At 35.1% G+C, this 17,986-nt stretch carries 15 protein-coding genes; 10 read left to right on the top strand and 5 right to left on the bottom strand.

The window, feature by feature from the left end; genetic code table 11:
- Nucleotides 1–4 precede the first annotated feature (4 nt).
- The 4 genes from BBI01_RS15055 to BBI01_RS15040 all read right to left on the bottom strand — a co-directional run bounded on the left by BBI01_RS15055 (nucleotide 5) and on the right by BBI01_RS15040 (nucleotide 6,355).
- Nucleotides 5–1,159: a TIGR03364 family FAD-dependent oxidoreductase gene (locus tag BBI01_RS15055; protein ID WP_065395481.1), complete on the bottom strand. Its 1,155-nt coding sequence runs from the start codon at nucleotides 1,157–1,159 to the stop codon at nucleotides 5–7.
- Nucleotides 1,160–1,170: 11 nt separating this feature from the next.
- Nucleotides 1,171–2,469, bottom strand: a complete 1,299-nt coding sequence (locus BBI01_RS15050) for a DUF5690 family protein (protein WP_065395480.1) — start codon at nucleotides 2,467–2,469, stop codon at nucleotides 1,171–1,173.
- Between the two features lie 9 nt (nucleotides 2,470–2,478).
- A complete protein-coding gene (locus BBI01_RS15045) occupies nucleotides 2,479–5,304 on the bottom strand; it encodes a TonB-dependent receptor (protein WP_065395479.1) in 2,826 nt (941 codons plus the stop codon).
- Nucleotides 5,305–5,785: 481 nt separating this feature from the next.
- On the bottom strand, nucleotides 5,786–6,355 hold the full coding sequence (locus BBI01_RS15040; protein ID WP_065395478.1) for a helix-turn-helix domain-containing protein: 570 nt from the start codon (nucleotides 6,353–6,355) through the stop codon (nucleotides 5,786–5,788).
- 395 nt (nucleotides 6,356–6,750) lie between these two features.
- On the opposite strand from BBI01_RS15040, the gene BBI01_RS15035 reads away from it, so the two are divergent.
- The 10 genes from BBI01_RS15035 to BBI01_RS14990 all read left to right on the top strand — a co-directional run bounded on the left by BBI01_RS15035 (nucleotide 6,751) and on the right by BBI01_RS14990 (nucleotide 16,368).
- Nucleotides 6,751–7,458 (top strand): response regulator transcription factor, encoded by a 708-nt coding sequence (locus BBI01_RS15035; protein ID WP_065395477.1) that lies wholly within the window; start codon nucleotides 6,751–6,753, stop codon nucleotides 7,456–7,458.
- Nucleotides 7,459–7,461: 3 nt separating this feature from the next.
- Nucleotides 7,462–8,865, top strand: a complete 1,404-nt coding sequence (locus BBI01_RS15030; RefSeq protein WP_065395476.1) for a sensor histidine kinase — start codon at nucleotides 7,462–7,464, stop codon at nucleotides 8,863–8,865.
- Between the two features lie 400 nt (nucleotides 8,866–9,265).
- Entirely contained in the window at nucleotides 9,266–9,760 is a 495-nt protein-coding gene (locus tag BBI01_RS15025; protein ID WP_065395475.1) for a hypothetical protein, read from the top strand.
- 30 nt (nucleotides 9,761–9,790) lie between these two features.
- Nucleotides 9,791–10,618: a YoaK family protein gene (locus tag BBI01_RS15020; protein WP_065395474.1), complete on the top strand. Its 828-nt coding sequence runs from the start codon at nucleotides 9,791–9,793 to the stop codon at nucleotides 10,616–10,618.
- Nucleotides 10,619–10,947: 329 nt separating this feature from the next.
- Complete coding sequence (mutL, locus tag BBI01_RS15015; protein WP_065395473.1) at nucleotides 10,948–12,738, top strand: DNA mismatch repair endonuclease MutL; 1,791 nt, start codon at nucleotides 10,948–10,950, stop codon at nucleotides 12,736–12,738.
- Nucleotides 12,739–12,743: 5 nt separating this feature from the next.
- Nucleotides 12,744–13,472, top strand: coding sequence for a rhomboid family intramembrane serine protease (locus tag BBI01_RS15010; protein WP_065395472.1), 729 nt, complete (start codon nucleotides 12,744–12,746; stop codon nucleotides 13,470–13,472).
- A gap of 8 nt (nucleotides 13,473–13,480) precedes the next feature.
- Entirely contained in the window at nucleotides 13,481–14,482 is a 1,002-nt protein-coding gene (locus BBI01_RS15005) for an endonuclease/exonuclease/phosphatase family protein (protein ID WP_065395471.1), read from the top strand.
- Nucleotides 14,483–14,557: 75 nt separating this feature from the next.
- Nucleotides 14,558–15,529 carry an endonuclease/exonuclease/phosphatase family protein gene (locus tag BBI01_RS15000; RefSeq protein WP_065395470.1) on the top strand — a complete coding sequence of 324 codons (972 nt, stop codon included), beginning with the start codon at nucleotides 14,558–14,560 and terminating at the stop codon, nucleotides 15,527–15,529.
- A 4-nt stretch (nucleotides 15,530–15,533) separates the two neighbouring features.
- A complete protein-coding gene (locus BBI01_RS14995; protein ID WP_065395469.1) occupies nucleotides 15,534–15,896 on the top strand; it encodes a hypothetical protein in 363 nt (120 codons plus the stop codon).
- Nucleotides 15,897–15,924: 28 nt separating this feature from the next.
- Nucleotides 15,925–16,368 (top strand): hypothetical protein, encoded by a 444-nt coding sequence (locus tag BBI01_RS14990; protein WP_065395468.1) that lies wholly within the window; start codon nucleotides 15,925–15,927, stop codon nucleotides 16,366–16,368.
- A gap of 69 nt (nucleotides 16,369–16,437) precedes the next feature.
- Here the strand turns inward: BBI01_RS14990 and BBI01_RS14985 are convergent, their stop codons facing one another.
- Nucleotides 16,438–17,970, bottom strand: a complete 1,533-nt coding sequence (locus BBI01_RS14985; RefSeq protein WP_065395467.1) for a GH3 auxin-responsive promoter family protein — start codon at nucleotides 17,968–17,970, stop codon at nucleotides 16,438–16,440.
- Nucleotides 17,971–17,986 lie beyond the last annotated feature (16 nt).

The following is a 17,986-nucleotide window of genomic DNA, read 5'->3' as shown; positions in this document are numbered from 1 at the left end:
AAATTTATGCGTAAATTTTGTCTATATTAAACTTTGAGAAGCCCCCGCTTCCTGTCATTCCTTTTCCACCGATACCCGTTACAATGTGAATATTCGGTGATGGGTTATGTTCAAAAATATCTTTCGTTTTGCACTGTGAGTATACCCCGAACCATCTTCTCTGGATTTCATAAGTTGGAAGATCAATGATTTTCTTCGCTTCATGAATCATAAATTCATCAATTTCCATATTTAAATCAAAACCAAGATCATCCGCATTTTTAGCATCTGAATATTCATGGGAGTCTCCAAGAATAATGGAACCGTCCAATGCCTGTTTGAACAATATATGAACGCCAAATTTCTTCTCAAACGAATTAGGATCTTCTAACGATTTGATTTTCTGGAAGGAAGGACATTCACTGAATGATTCATATCTTCTGATAGAAAGCCCTGTCAGAATGTTTCCCTGAAGAGAATAGATTCCCTGAGGTTTGGTTTGTAACATCTGAAGTTTGCTCACATCCAAGTCACTTTCATTGAATACGTTAGGGTATAAAGTTTTGAACTCATGTCCGCCACAGATAATAATCTTTGAAGCAGTATATTCTTCTCCGTCTGCAGTGATTGCCGTACATTTCTGATCATCTTCATTGGTTTCCACAACGGTGGTATTATAAATGATCTGTAAGCCCATTTTTTCCTGCAAAAGCTTGTGAAGTTTTACAATCATATCCGCAGAATCTACAGAAAGCTCCTGAGGAAAGAATAATCCGCCTTTACAATAATCGGAGCGAAGACCATCATATTTCTTGATGCAGTCGTTTTTGGATAATAAAACAGATTCATAATCATTATTTCTGTTGATTTCATACAATTCTTCAATCAACTGAAGTTCCTCATCATTGGACGCGATGTAAACAGAGCCGTTTTGCCTGATAGTAAGATCTGCCTGAGCGTGTAGTTCATTATATATTGCGAGACTTTCTCTACCGAAATTCTGCCATTTAAGATCCATCCCGGAAGGAACTACCTGCCCGAAATTTCTTACAGTAGCGCCCTGAGGAATAGAGTTTCTTTCCAGTAAAGCTACCTTCAGATTTTTCTTCAGCGCGTGATATGCATGGAATGTTCCTAAAATTCCGCCGCCTACTACGAGTAAATCAAATTTTGTTGTCATTGTACTATAATTTATAAAATTTTCGACGTATCGAAATTGATGTATTGATTAGAATTTGAATTTGGTTTTGCCTTCTTTCTGAAGGCTAAAAAAGCAATGATAGAAAGGATTAAAACACTGATGGTAATAATATAATTCAGACTGATATAAAAATTAAGCCATGAAGTCTGAGCCGAACCGAAGTTTTTATAAAGCAGAATTAAAACACTTCCCAGATATCCGAATGAATCTACAATATAAATCAGAAAACCTACATTTCCTTTAATATCAAAGGCAGCAATCATCCTGTCAAAGTAAATTCCATTAAACGGAATATAGCAGATGTACATCCCAAAACCGGAAATGGTCATCCATAAAAAAGGAGATAATGCATTCTGCTGAAATAAATAAGTAGAAAATCCTACGGTCAGGATTCCTGCAAAAAGAATATAGTGATAGTAAGCAAATGCCTTTTTATTATTTTTTACTTTCACCATAAAGCTTAGAATCAGAAGCACCATAATGGCAATTGGAATTTCAGTAAGGGTAAAAACAGAACTGTCAAAATTAAAATGAAGTCCGTCCCAGATTTCACGATTGAAATTATCCCTGAAATCCCTTAAAACTGTCAAGCAGATATACAGAAAAATAATGCAGACAATAGGGACAAAGAACTGCTGAACAAGTGCTTTTCTTTCTTTACCATTCAACGGTTGCCTTTTATTTTTAAGCATCACATCTTCTTCACTAGGCTTGGGAATTCTTTCCAAAAGAAGTCCGAATAGAAGTAATGGAATAATAAAAATTAATCCCGCAGAAAAAGGCATCCAGAATTCTGAAACAGCAAAATTATCCATCAAAAATTTTCCTACAGACTTGGTGAATCCTGAAGAAACTACAAAGCTTGAGCAAAGAAAAAGCCCGATGATTTCTGTTGTTTTTCTTCCTTCAATGTAGGAAAAGACAATTCCCCAGATCATTCCCAACGGAATTCCATTCAGAAACATAAAGAGAATGTTGTAAGGAGCCGGAACCAATGCAAATCCTAATAGAGAAAGTTCTGCAATTGCAATGAATGAGAAAAGATAAGTCAGTCTTTTTGCTGGTTTTAGTTCAGAAATAAATTTAATTCCGATAAACTTTGAAATAAAATATCCTATAGCCTGTGCAATTATAATCAGTATTTTATAATCGACCCCGAAATAAGAAAGCCCTTCAAAAGAAGCAACGGTAAAGGGTTTTCTGAAGCCGTACATGCAGAAATAGACACCAAAGGCAGCAAAGGCAGCCTTTAGTGTTACTAATGTTTTTTTATTGATGGTTCTGTCCATTATGATGGTTTAGAAATTCAGTTTTATTCCCAGATTAAATCTTACTCCGTAATATTCTACCTGCTCAGGACGGTCTTCGTTTTTCCCGAAGTGGTAGATTAGAGGCTTGTTCAGAATGTTGTTGATATCCATATATAGTCCCAAATTTTTGGTAAACTGATAAGAACCTCCGAAATCTAAGCTGCTATATTTTCCGTAATAAGAATCGTTAATATCGGTTTCCGCGTATTCTACAGCATATTTTCCTTTGTGGTTGTAAGCAATTCTGGCATTGAAGCCTTTTTTCTCGAAGAATAGCTGCGCGTTGTACAATTCTTTAGCCTGATAGGGAAGGGCTACTTTTCTTCCGCTTGGTTTTTCCATTTCAGAGGTCATGAAAGTTGCATTCACCTGAGCCCCGAAATATTGTAAGAAACCTGGTAAGAAGTCAAATCTCTTGGTAATTCCCAATTCAATCCCTCCAAGCCATGCTGCGCTTCCGTTATTAGGAGCAGAGAACTGTACGCCGTTCATTCCGTTATAATTCCCGATAAAAGAATCCTGGAAAATGGGATCGGTAATGGATTTGTAGAAAATACCACCACTTAGGATTCCGACATTGGAGAAATAATATTCACCCATCAGGTCAAAATTCAATGAATAAGTTGGATTAAGATCAGGGTTTCCGCCTTTGAATTCATTATCCGCTTCAATATAAGTTCCACCAGGTGTCAGATCTCCGAAATTAGGTCTTGAAAAAGTTCTTGTTGCAGCGAAACGAAGATTAGTTTTATCATTTAAAGTATACTTCACATGAAGCATTGGAAGAACAGCAAGGTAATTTTTGGTATGTTCAACAGGAGTTAAAACATCATCAATTACATTATATCCTTTTACTTTTGTATTGGTATTTGATAATCTGATTCCTCCTAAAATAGTGATCTTATCATTCAGTTTATAAGTTCCCATTCCGTAGGCGTCTGCATGTTTTTCAAAAACGTCAAAATTTCTTCCTAATGCTTTATTGTACTCTAATGCTTCAGAATCAGCAGTATTTATTTTTAAATTTCCTTGATTGTCATACCAAAACTGATTCATTCCTCCGGTAGAAAGCACAGGTCCGAATGTATTTCCGATACGAGCGCTCATTTCGCTTAAATACTTGCTTCCATTAGGTTGCGTGGTAATAAATTGAGAATAATTTGAAAGAAGAGGTGCCGTTCCGTTGCTCCAATTGTAGAAAATATCAGAGAACTTGGCATTACGCTCTTTATCTCTATACTTGAAACCATATTTTAAAGTAAGCTTTTCCGAAGCATTGATTTCGTGGTTGAAACCCGCTACAATTTTATCCTTTTCCTGTACAAAAACTTTGTAAAATTCAAGATCGGTAAATCTCATTTGGGAAGCATCCATTTTAAAATCGGGATTGCTGTAAAAGCCAAATAAAGCGTCTGGATTTTTATAATCTAACTTTCCGCCATCTGCTTTCCAGTAAGCTCTCGGACCATTTCCACGATCAGACATATAATCCGGATTAATGCCTACTCCCGATTGAGTATATTTGATGACATAATAAGAATTGTTCTGTTTATCAGGGATGTTTCCGTACTTAAACTGATTGTCGTAATACGATAAATCCCAGTCGATTTTCCCTTTATTTAAATTGTGAACTCCGCCCAATGAAACCGAAGTAAGTTCTGTAATCAATAAATTATGAATATTCTGAAGTTCTACTCTCGCCGTATTATTAGCCGAACTGAATTTATCAAACCTTACTCTGTGTTTATAATGCGTTTCATCATCGGATAACGTTCCGTACATTGCTTTTAGGTACAAGGTGTTTTTGGGAGAAAGCACATATTCAAATGCGGCATTGATTCCGGTAGTTTTTCTTACCCCGTTATAATCACGAAGTTCCATCCTGAAAACGCCTTCATCACCGCTTCTTCTCGCCTCAAAATTATCCGTCGACCAGTTTCTGATGAAATGTGCGAAATTGAATAAATACCCAAATTTTTTATCCTTTGTTCTTCCACCATACAATAACCCCAAGTTGTACACGCCTTTATCAGCCTTAGCATTGTAACCGCTTCCTAATGTGGCTTTAAACTCGGTTTTCATCGGGGGAGTTTTAGTAATAAAGTTGACCCCGCCACCAATTCCGTCTGCTTCCAGATCGGGCGTAAAGGATTTGTTGACATGAACGTAAGAGATCAATTCCGTTGGGAAAAAGTCGAAGGCTGTAGCTCTGGAAGTAGTTTCCTCTTCCGCAGTTGGCAATCTGTTTCCATTGATAGTTGTGGATGCCCAGAACGGTGGAAGCCCTCTTAAAGAAACAAATCTTCCTTCACCTTGGTCTCTTTCAATAGAAACACCTTGTACACGCTGTACGGTTTCTGCGGCATTTCGGTCCGGTAGTTTTCCGATTCCGTCAGAAGCAATGACATTCGTGATGTTTATTGCATTTTTTTGGAGGTTTAAGGCTTTTGCCTCAGAGTTTCTTAATGTTCCCTTTACTACAACTTCATCAATATTCTTTCTAGGTTGAGAAAGGTTTATCGTTCCAAGATCTATAGTTTCGTCAGATTTTAAATTAACCGTAATATCAGACGCTGTATAACCGATATAGCTGATTTGTAAAGTGTATTCTCCTTCTTTAATATCATTGATGGTAAATTTTCCGTCGATATCGGTAGTTATATTTCTGGATATACCTTTTATTTTGACTGTTGCGCCGGGAAGTGGCTGGCTGTCGTCCAAAACAGTTCCTATAATTAACTGCTTTTGTGCTGAAACAAAAACGATGAAACAGACAAAAACAAGGGTAAGTAATTTCTCTAATTTTGTTTTCATTTTTACATATATTAAATTTTTTATGCAAATCACGCTAATAATTTTAATATATATAAATATTTCGTATTAAGTATTGTTTAACAAATCAAGGCGGTTTATTACCCAAAGTTTACTTTCTCAACCTTTGTGAAAAGAAGAGATAATTATTTGTTTTATTTAATAAATTGCTTATTTATAAATGCTTATAGATGATTTGTGTTCTGCTTTTTGGAATCTGAGTTTTCTATTAAAAAGGAATTTTTGATTAACATACCGTTCATTTTAATCAAAAATGAGAAAAGTAAAAGTTTACAAATAGTAAACTTTTTTGTTAGGTATAGTTGCTCAGTTACTGATGTAATATTTTTTTTGCCACGAATGCACCAATGTAATAATAGATACAAAACTTTTAAGCTATGTATCTATAATGATTTAACCACATAGGAACATAGAATATAAAAAGTTTTTAAATAAATTCGTGTATTCGTGGCAAAACTTGATTCTACGCAGTATAAAAATAAAGAACAAGCATCACACAGCTTTCGTTACTGATGCTTACGGGAACGTGCGGAAATTTTCCATTAAAATATAAAGAGTCACCTTCTTTCATAATAACCTCTTCATTATCAATGATGTATTTTACTTCGCCTTTCAGAATATATTTGAACTCCCAGGCATCGGTAATTACTTTTTCTCTTTTAGAATTAGGCTCAAGAGTAAGCAATACGGCTTCAAAACCTAAGGAATGAAGACTTTTACTGAAGATATGCATATATTTAAAGCCTTCAGCCTCAACTTCTTTCTCTATAGCCTGCTGGCTTTCCTTAGGAACATAAATGAATTTTGCATTGGATTTTTTCTCTACGCCTTCAAAGAAATAGCTGGCATCAATATCCAAAGACTGAATCAGATCTAATAAAACAGGAAGAGAAGGAATTGTTCTTCCATTTTCAATGCGGGAAACAAGACCATTACTGACATTAGCTCTGAAAGCCAATTCATTAATGGTAAGATTGTTCTTCTTTCTGATATCCTTTAATCTCTTTCCGATGCCTATTAAAAAATCATTCATGTGTATTCAATGAAAGACAAAGGTAATATTATTCTATATAGGTTGTATGGTAGAACGAGGAATTCACAAAAAGGTAAAATGATAAGAAGTGTAAAAAGTAAAAGCGCGAGGTTCGCAAGTTTATTAAGTATACTGCTTTATTTTTTGATCTCAGAAGCACTTCGTTCATCTAAGAATGCGATCATCGCTGAGTGAAACGCCATTGCGCTCATTTATATCTATATATTGAAAATCCTTTGCGCGTTTTGCGTTAAAATCTAATCCATTTAAACTAAGGTCATAGCTCGTCTGCAAGAGGTTCTAATCTTTAAATCTCCCTTTTTCCTTTCAATATATTTCAGGTTTGCCTATCCCAATAAAATTTCCCTATTTTTGTAAAACTCCTTATTTCATTTATGAAAAAAATTATTCTTATCGAAGACGAAACAAGCGTCGTATCTTTTATTAAAAAAGGACTTCAGGAAAACGGATACGAAATTTCTGTAGCTTTTGACGGACGTACGGGTGTACAGCTGGTACATGCAAACGACTTTGATTTGGTGATTTTAGATATTATGCTTCCGGAAATGAACGGTTTGGATGTCTGTAAGGAGATTAGAAAAACGAATCAAAGTGTTCCGATTTTGTTCTTGACAGCCCTGGGAACTTCTGAAAATATTGTACTTGGTCTGGAAAGCGGAGGAGACGATTATCTGGTAAAGCCTTTCAAGTTTATCGAACTGGTAGCACGTGTAAAATCTCTTTTGAGAAGGAGTAACAATAACGGACCACAAGAAACTGTAGAACCTGAACCGGATAATGAACACGTATTTCAGTTTTCTGATCTTGTTGTAAATGATTACACAAAAAAGGTAACCCGCGGGGGAGAAGAAATAACCCTTACTTCAACAGAGTATAAACTCTTGCTTTATTTCCTCAATAACCCTGAAAAGGTAATCTCCAGAGCTGAAATATTAGATGCTGTATGGGGGGTAAACTATGAACTGGGAACTAACGTAGTGGACGTTTATGTAAACTATTTAAGGAAAAAACTAGATAGTCAGGATGATAATAAACTGATTCATACGGTGATAGGTATGGGTTACGTTTTGAAAAAAAATTAATGAATGTTTAATAAAGTCATTACAAATCAGACCAAAACGATGGTGCTTTTAATGTTGGTTTTTACTGCCATTATTCTGTTGTTCAGTGGTTTGGTTTACTTTTCAATCGTTAATTTTTCCCATCAGAGGTTCTATGAACTTCTAAAGATCCGTACAGCAACCATTGTTCAGATCGAAAAAAGTAAAGATCATCTGGATCTCCCAGAAAATTATATTCTCAGCAGCCTGAATGATGAGGAACTTCCAATGGAAAAAGACTATGTTTTTGCCGTTCCTTCAGATTCTAATTTCAAAAAAATTTCAAAAGAAGTTCATATTCCGGATTATTTTTTTAAAAATATTCTCAAAAAAGGAGAAGATAACTTCAACGATAAAGAATTCTATTATATTGGTCAGAGTTTCAAATATGACGATAAAGATTATATTGCCATTGCTTCTGCCAAAAACCATTATGTAATCTATTATCTTGGATTCCTGAAAAGAACCTTGCTTACCTGTATTGTATTGTCGTTGTTCTTCAGTATGATATTTTCATTTTATCTGTCGAAAACACTTTTCAGACCTATTCTTAAAATTACAGGAAAGGTAAAAGAAATCAGTTCTGAAAATCTTCACCTTCGACTGGAATCTCAACCTGATAACAAAGAACTGAATGAGCTGGTAGACACCTTCAATGATATGCTCAACAGGATTGAAACCTCTTTTGAAACCCAAAATCACCTGATCGGAAATGTTTCTCACGAACTGAGAACCCCTTTGACGTCTATCATGGGAGAAGCTGATGTTGCCCTTTCTATCAGCAGGACACCCGACGAGTATAAAGAAACGCTGGAAATTATTCTGGATGAAGCAGAAAAACTTGATAAAAAAATCAAGGCTCTTCTCATGATTGCGCAAACCGGATTCGATGGGAAAATCCAGAAAATGGATAAAGTGAGAATTGATCAGCTGCTTTGGGATGTAATCGAAACACTTAGAAGAATTGATACCAGAAATAATATTTACCTGGATATCAATATGCTTCCAGATAATCCTAAAAAACTGAAAGTGCAAGGGAATGAACAGCTGCTTCACCTTGCTGTTGCCAATATTATCAGTAATGGATGTAAATATTCTAATTTTCAGCAGGTAAAAGTTTCCCTTGGGGCTACAGATACTGATGTTTATATCATTGTGAAGGATAACGGCATCGGAATTCCTCAGGAAGAAATGAATAAAATCTATGATCCGTTTTTCAGGGCTTCTAATACCAATAATTACGAAGGCTACGGAATCGGGCTTCCATTAGCAAGAAACATCGTAAGAATGCATCATGGAGAATTGATTGTCACTTCCAATGAAAATCAAGGCACAACCGTACAAATGCGTTTTCCAAACTTTTACAGTACACAAAAAGAAACAGTATAAAGCTGAAAATAAAAGAGATCAGAGACTTCATGAAAATGCTTTGAAAGGATCTTTATTGCTAAAGAACCACATATCACTATTTTTAATCATTTTTAGATCAGCCGATATATTATAGGAATTATTTATTCGTGCATTAGTGGCTTAAAAATCTCAATGTAATACTTGAAAACCTCATATTTTATCTGCAAAAAAACATTAATTTGATTTATATTATTGATAATCAATATTTTGTATTGTTTTGTTTGCTGCTATTTTTCCCATATTAATTCGCATTAACAATTTTCTAATCTCATTTTAATCTCTTTAATGACATTTTAATTCCGTTCCAAAGATCTTCTAATCTGACCGTTCTAGTTTTGTATCATCAAAAAAGATCAACACAAAACAAAATAATAAGAACATGGCTAAAACAATTTTAATTGCTACAGATTATTCTCTTGAGTCATTAAACATATTAAAAAAAGTATTAAAAGAGAAGGACGCTTCAGAAGATCAGAACCAATATAATATCATTCTAACTTCAGGATATGATTCCGGAGATTCTATCAGAGATCTTTTGTTCAATACAAAAACTACGGTTTTCAACAAAATCAGACCTGAAGAATTCTGTGATGGTTATGGAATTATCAAAAATAAATATCCTCATCTGGTTAACAAGATCATCTGCGATGTTTTTACAGGAAGTTTTCAAAGAACATTCAATCAGTATGTAAAAGCAGAAAATATTGAAGAAGCTTATTATTCTTCATCCATTAAAAGCAAGGGTAAAGGTAAGTTTGATATTACGCCTTATATAAAAAAATGCAAAGATCTTACATCTCAGGATATAGCGATTGAGATAAGAGAAAGACTTCCGGAAAGAGGTAGGCTTGCAGAGATCTTTGTGGAAGCTTAAAAATAGAAACACAATTTAAAAATATAGAAAATGTTAAGAAATTATAGTAACAGCAGGACACTGGGAGACAATATCAGATTGGGGACGCTGACTGCCTTCACGGCAGGTACTATAAATATAGCATCCCTACTTATCTTCCTCTCTTTCACATCAAACGTGACAGGACATTATGCTATTCTGGCGGCAGAAATCAGTAAAGGAAACTGGTCTCAGGTTGCAGTAATGGCAAGTTGGATCTTTTTATTCTTCTTCGGAAGCTTTTTATCCAACTTTATTGTAATTAACTTCAATAAAAAGAGTAAGTATTTTGCTCATGCAATGCCTCTTGTATTGGAAATAATATGTTTATTTGGTGTTGGAGTATATGGACAGCTCTACTACCGGAAAACATTGGAAGAAACAGAAGTACTGGTAGCAATTATGCTTTTCGCAACAGGGCTACAGAATGGTTTAACGGCGAGTATTTCCAACTTCTCTGTAAAAACCACTCACCTTACGGGAACTACTACCGATTTAGGGATTTTAGTTTCTATGTTTACCCAAAAGAAATATAGAAAAAACGGAGAGCTAATCGGAAGAGCAAAACTACTGTCGAGTATTATGCTTGCGTATGTGCTGGGGGCTGTTTTCTCTGGGTTAACTTATTATTACTTAGAATTTAGAGTATTCTATGTAATCAGTATATGTCTTCTTGTTGTCATAGGGTATGACGCCTATAAAATTCATGTAAGACACTTTAATACTAAATACAGATACAACAGGATCTACAGAAAACCTAATCTTTTAGCTTATCTGTATGAAAAAATCCACGGTATCCCTAAAAGCAAGAAGAAAAGAAAACTTGTTTTTGAAGACTGAAATATTAGGTGAAAGTAAATATCACTATTAATTTTTTGTATAAACTAGCTGTGAATGCCCTCTTTTTCTCTATGGAAAGGGGGCGTTTTTTAATCCTGAATACAATGAGATCTCTGTCTGTAAAAAAACAGCGATCAGGTTTTTGATATCATAAAATCGAAAGTAACAAAACTAAATCCCGACCCTTGCTAACGCCTGTCGTTACAATCATTAAAAAAGATGATGGGGATAAATGTGGTAAAAATGTTGATAATTAAATATTAATTCACCGTTTTAATATTTTTATTCCCGTTTTCATTGACTATTTTTGTAAGTTGATTTACGTTTTTATGTCAGATATTATTCAGCTTTTACCGGATCATGTAGCTAACCAAATTGCAGCAGGAGAGGTGGTGCAGAGACCTGCATCCATCGTGAAAGAACTTTTGGAAAATGCTATAGATGCAGATGCAACGAAAATTGAACTGATCATCAGAGATGCCGGAAAAAACCTTATCCAGGTGGTAGACGACGGAAAGGGAATGTCCGAAACAGATGCCCGAATGGCGTTTGAAAGACATGCTACTTCCAAAATCAAAGGAACGGAAGATATATTTAAAATTGCAACCAAAGGTTTCCGTGGAGAAGCCTTAGCATCTATTGCTGCCGTTTCCCAGGTCGAGCTGAGAACAAAACAGAGAGGTACCGCTATCGGAACAAATATCTATATCGAAGGTGGTGTTTTTCAATTTCAGGATCCTGCCCAAACAGCTGAAGGATCAAATTTTCTGGTAAAGAACTTATTTTATAACGTTCCGGCACGCAGAAAGTTTCTGAAAAATAATAATATTGAATTCAGACACGTAATCGATGAATTCCAACGTGTTGCATTAGCACATGAAGGACTTGAATTTTCACTGTTTCATGATGATGAAGCGGTATTCAGATTAAGAAAAGGAAGTCAAATGCAGCGTATTGTAGATGTTTTCGGAAGAAAGCTGCAACCTCTTCTGATTCCTATTAAAGAAGATATTATCTGGTGTAAGCTTCATGGATTTGTTGCAAAACCGGAAGGCGCCAAAAAAGCAAGAGGAGAGCAGTTCCTTTTTGTAAACGGCAGATATTTTAAAAGTCCATATTTCAATAAAGCGGTTCAGGAAGCCTTTGAAGGTCTTCTTCAGCCAGGATATGTTCCTTCATTTTTCCTTTATCTGGAACTTGATCCGGAGAAAATAGATGTGAATATTCATCCGCAAAAAACAGAGGTGAAATTTGAAGATGAACACCTTATTTTCGCTTTACTTCGTTCTACAATTAAGAGATCGCTAGGAATCTATAATGTTTCTCCAAGTCTCGATTTTGACAGGGATCCGGAGTTGGATGAAATGATGAATAAACCTATTCCAAGCAAAGGAAACGGTGGTGGAAGCGGTGTTATCAAAATGCCGGAGATTATTGTAGACAGGGATTACAACCCGTTTTTGGAAGAAAAAAATGTAGTACATCCGGAAGAAATTCAGAACCTTACAGAAATGTACCATCAGAATATCACTGCGGAACCTTCAAAGATTAATTTATTTGAAGATGAAGATTTTGATGAAGATCTGATGAGGCTTCCCAACGGATATTGGTTGTTCAATAAAGGAGATGTAACCCTGATGCTGGACCTTGGGAGGATGCATCGATTATTGGTATCAGAAAACAATAAATCTACCAGAAAATCAGCTACAAACAGTCATGCACTTTTATTCTCTTTAGAGTATCATATGAATGAAATTGAGAAAAGTAAGTATGAATCTTTCAAAAAATATCTTCCGGAATTAGGGTTTGACATGAAAATTGCTCATGAAAGTGTACTAAGAATAGATTCACTTCCCGAAGGATTAAAAGAAACGCAGGCAATGCAGTTCCTTGAAAATCTTTTTGAAATTCTGGATTATAAGACTGAAGACGAATTTTTGCAGTACTATCATAACCAATGGAGTAAAATGCAATCAAAGTCAAGGTTTGATTTTATTTATAAAAAAGATGCAGAACAGGTTATCAAAGACTTTACAGCTTTAGGATTTCCTGAGTTTTTGCCAGATGGAAAAAGATGCTTCTATGAAGTTCCGTTTAATGATTTTAAAAACAAATTCTAGAAAATATGTTTAACAATATACCGCCAATTACAAGAAATATTATCATTATCAATGTGATCGTATTTATTGTTACATCTTTAATGGGGAATCAGGTGATTGGATACCTTGCCGGATTCTACCCATTCTCACCGTTTTTTCATTCCTGGCAGATTATTACTCACATGTTTATGCATGGAAGTATTATGCATATTTTATTTAATATGATGACACTCTTTAGCTTCGGTCCTATTTTGGAACAGGTTTTAGGAGAAAAAAAATATTTAATTCTATATTTCTTAAGTGGTTTAGGTGCTTTCTTTTTATTTAATTTGTGGAATTTCGTTGAAGCTCAGCAACTTTCAAGTGAATTACAACAATTAGGATTTAATGTTGGGGCTTATCTTTCCGGTGCAAGTGTTGAATTTGCAGGAAATGCAGATGCTGTTCTTAAGCAGAAAGAATTATTAGAAAGTTTGAAAGGTATTGTTGCAACCCCTATGGTAGGCGCTTCTGGAGCAATTTTCGGCGTAGTTGCTGCCTTTGCAACATTATATCCTGATTCAAAAATAGGAATTATGTTTATTCCTGTTCCGATAAAGGTAAAGTACCTTCTTCCTATCGTTATTGTTGTTTCTGTCTATCTGGGAATTTCAGGAAATGGGGGAGGAATTGCTCACCTTGCGCACGTTGGTGGGGCTTTGGTAGGCTGGATCTTGGCACGGATTTGGAAAAAGCATTTGTATAGATTCAATTAATAATTTTTGTGAAAATTTTTCGACTCATCATATTGATCCTGCATTTGGGAATTCTGTTTCTATTGCTTGGATCTTTACTAAATGCCTATATTCCACCTAAGATATTTCCGTGGTTTAACCTTCTTTCACTGGGATTTCCTATCCTAATGTCTCTTTATATTGTCCTTATTTTTTTCTGGATATTCAGCTGGAAAAAAAGAGCATTTATATTTATGCTTATTGGGTTAGTGTTTATTAATCCTGTAAAGCGATGGGTTAATTTTTCATCCGAGAAAAGCGAAAATTCAAGTCCGTTAAAGATTGTTTCTTTTAATATCAAGGCTGGAACGATGGGAAAAGAAGAGGTTTTGAATTACCTTAAAGCCCAAAACGCGGATGTTATTCTTACACAGGAAGATGGAGGAATTTCGTATCCTTCATTAAAAGAGTACAATAGAACTACTTCAAATGGTCTTTTAACGATATTATCGAAATATAAAATATCCAATGAAAAAGTAATTTACTCTGAGGATAAAGACATTTGGTTACCTAGCGGGCTTCAGGCAGATATTGAAATAAAAGGAAAAACATATAGATTTATTGATGTATATCTTTATCCGTTTCAGTTTGAAAAAGAGATGATCAAACTTGATGGAAACAACGATGCTAATGAAGAAAAAGTAAAGGGTATTGTAAAAAAATTAATTCCCACTTTTAAAAAGCACCAGGATCAGGTAAAGGAAATTCGAAATGCTATTGATACTTCTCCATATCCGGTTATTGTGGCTGGAGATTTCAATTCTGTTCCGAATTCTTATGAATATTACCACGTTTCTGAAAATTTGAATGATGCGTTTTTACTTACAGGAAAAGGAAGCGGAACAAGTTTTCATGATTATAAATTTCCGATTAGGATAGACTATGTTTTTTTATCAAAATCGTTGACACCAATTTCTTACGTTGTTGACCGTTCTGTCAGTATTTCAGATCATTATCCGGTGATTTCTGAGGTGTCTTTAAGTGAAAAATAATCATAAAAATAGTTAAAAATTGATGGCTTGGTCAGATTTTTGCTTGGAAAAGTACGTACCAAGACCGTTTTTTTCATGAAGTCGAATCAGATATTGCTATTTATACATATTGCCGTTGCCGTTTTGCTGCTTTGCACGCTGGGAAACGCTTGGGTTCCACCTAATTTATTGGGGAACCTTAATCTTTTATCCCTTGGCTTTCCGTATCTGATACTGGCGCATCTTCTTCTTACGATGGTCTGGGCATTCAAAAAGCAAAAAATTGCTATTGTTTTTGCCGCGGGAACCTTACTTTTTTTTAATCCAATAAGAAGATGGGTTAATTACTCACCTAAAACAGATAATTTAAAAACCGTACGTGATATCAAAGTATTAACTTTTAATGTTAAATATGGAGAATACGGATGGGATAAAGTAAAAGACTATATCAAAGCTCAGGATCCGGATATCATTTTAGTCCAGGAAAAAGATACCAACCGTGCTGTAAGACAAGATTTGGTAAAATATCCTTCAGTAATCCTGAAAACAAAGCATAAAATTATAAGACAGGCTGAGATCATTGAAGATAATTCGAGAGGAAACTCTTTCTATGCAGACGTCAATATCAATGGGAAGATCATCAGAATTGTAAATGTTTATCTTGAACCTTTCAGACTTCATAAAACAATGTTTACAAAGCTTGATGCTTTCGGAATTGGAAATGTCTCAACACTTCTGTCTCACATGATTCCTACGTTTCAGGCTCATGAAGACCAAATTAAAAAAATCAGAAGAACTATTGACTCTTCACCTTACCCTGTAATTGTTGCAGGAGACTTTAATTCTGTCCCGAATTCATATGAATACTACAGTCTTGGAAAAGACCTTCAGGATGCCTTTGTGAAGACAGGAAAGGGGAGTGCCAGCAGTTTCCATGATTATAAGATACCTTTAAGAATTGATTATATTTTCAGTTCAAAATCAATTATTCCTCTAAGCTATAAAGTAGATCAGTCTGTGAAATTATCGGATCACTATCCTGTAATTGCAGAATTTCTACTAAATTAGTTCCATGAAAAATTTACTGCCGGCAATTTTTATTTTTACCATTCTGATTACATCTTGTTCCAAGAAGGATACTCCAGGATTTGTAGCAGAGCAGGATGTGAAGATACAGTATGATACAACTGCCATTGATTCTTTTTCAACAGGAGCTGTTACAGTGGATATTGCCCGTAAAATAAGAATGTCTTCTCCTCAGTATCTTGATTCCGTAAAAAAGGTTCAGAAAGCTTTGGAAGAAGAAAAGAAATTAAAGGCAGAGCTTGAAAAAGAAAATAAAATTAAAGCCGAGGAAGAAAAGAAAAAAGCTGATGCTGAGAAAAAATCTAAGGCATCTGAATCTTCACCAGCCACTAATGTGAAGACAGAATAAACCAATCATCATTTTAAAAATATACAATATGAAAAAACAAATTCTTACAGCAATAGTGATTTCAGTTTTCACTGTTGCATGTACAAAATCTACAACAAAGTCAGAACAGGTAGAAAACCCGGACGGATCAGTTACAACAACTACAACCACTGTTACAGAAACCCCTGCTGGTGTTGATAGTGCAAAGGTTAATGAAGCTAAAGAAAACGTTGATAAAAAATTAGATCAAGCCGGAGAAAAGATTGATAATGCTGCCCAAAAAGCTAAGGATAAAATTGATGCAACAGCCGATAAGACGAAACAGGATCTGAATAAAGCAGGGCAGGATATTAAAACCGAAGCAAACAAAGTAGGTAAAGATATCAAGTCCGGAGCTCAGGAAGCAGGAAAAGATGCTAAAGAAGCAGCAAGAAAAGGCGCGGCAAAAGTAGAAGATGCAGCGAAGAAATTAAAAGACGATTTAAGTAAATAATAAAAAGAAAACCGCAGTTGAATTCAATTGCGGTTTTTTATTTTTAATGATGAAATCAGAAACTGTAGCTTAAGTTTTTTCCATCATGACTTTGTTCATTTCCAATAAAGGATCTATATATTCCCTGTCATTGCTTAGCCTAGGGACCTTATTCTGCCCCCCAAGTTTACCTTTAGATTCTAACCAGTGATAGAAGAGATTATCCTTTGCAATGTGAACAATTGGTCTTCTCAGCGTCATATTATTATATCTTTTCGCTTCATAGTCCGAATTGATTTTCTTTAAATGCTGATCAAAAGCATCAATAAAGTGCTCAAGATTATCAGGGTACTGGCTGAATTCAAAGATCCATTCATGAGCTCCTCCTTCATTTTCTTTCATAAATACCGGTGCTCCTGTAAAATCTGTAATTTGTGCTCCTGTTACTTCACATGCTTTTGAAAGAGCAGATTCTACATTAGTAATCATTAACTCTTCACCAAAGGCATTGATATAATGTTTTGTTCTTCCCGTTATTTTTATTCTGAAAGGATTCGTTGATGTAAATACAACCGTATCGCCAATAAGGTACCTCCACAAACCTCCGTTGGTGGTAATAACCATTGCATAGTTTTTTCCAACTTCTACATCTTCAAGGCTCACTACTTTCGGATTTGAAAAATGAAACTGATCCATTGGAATGAATTCATAGAAAATACCATAATCAAGCATCAGAAGCATTTCATCACTGTTGGATCTGTCCTGTATTCCGAAGAAACCTTCGGAGGCATTGTAAATTTCGTAGTAATTGATGTTTTTTCCGATGATCTGCTTGAATTGTTCCCTGTAGGGCTTAAAACTAATTCCACCGTGGAAAAACACCTCTAAATTAGGCCATAGCTCAGAAATACTTCCTACATTAGTTTCTTTCAAAACTTTTTGCAGAAGAACCATCATCCAGCTGGGTACTCCAAGGATACTTCCTACATCTTCATTTTTTACTTCAGAAGTTATTGCTCTTAGCTTACTTTCCCATTCACCCATCAAAGAAACTTTCTTGCTCGGTGTTGTTGTAATTTCAACCCAAAATGGAAGATTATCAATAAGAATAGCTGATAAATCGCCGAATTTCGTATTAAAATCCGCATAGAGCTCAGAACTTCCTCCTAAACGTAAATTTTTATAATTGAAAAGCTGGTTTTCAGGGTGATTGTTAGCGTAAATAGACACCATGTCCTTTCCAGCTTTCATATGGCAATATTCAAGGCTTTCAGCGGAAATAGGGATGAATTTACTCTTCGCATTGGTAGTTCCGGAAGACTTTGCAAAATGCTTAATTAGTCCGGGCCAGCTTACATCCTTATGTCCCTGTCTTGCTTTTTCAATAAAAGGTTCAAAATCCTCATACGTTACAATAGGAACCTTGTTTTTAAAGTCCTGATAACTTGAAATTGAGTTGAAACCATGAAGTTTACCGTATTCAGTATCTTCTGCATGAAACAGTTGAGAAAACAATATACCTTTCTGTGTTTCAATGGGGTGATCCATGAAATTTTGAATCTGATCTATCCTCTGACGGATGAACCAGTTGACCACAGTATTGAAAAGTGCTTTTGTTGCCATTCCAACAAATATAATG

It is taken from the genome of Chryseobacterium artocarpi (genome assembly GCF_001684975.1).
GTDB lineage: Bacteria > Bacteroidota > Bacteroidia > Flavobacteriales > Weeksellaceae > Chryseobacterium > Chryseobacterium artocarpi.
This window is presented reverse-complemented; position numbering and strand designations above follow the sequence as displayed.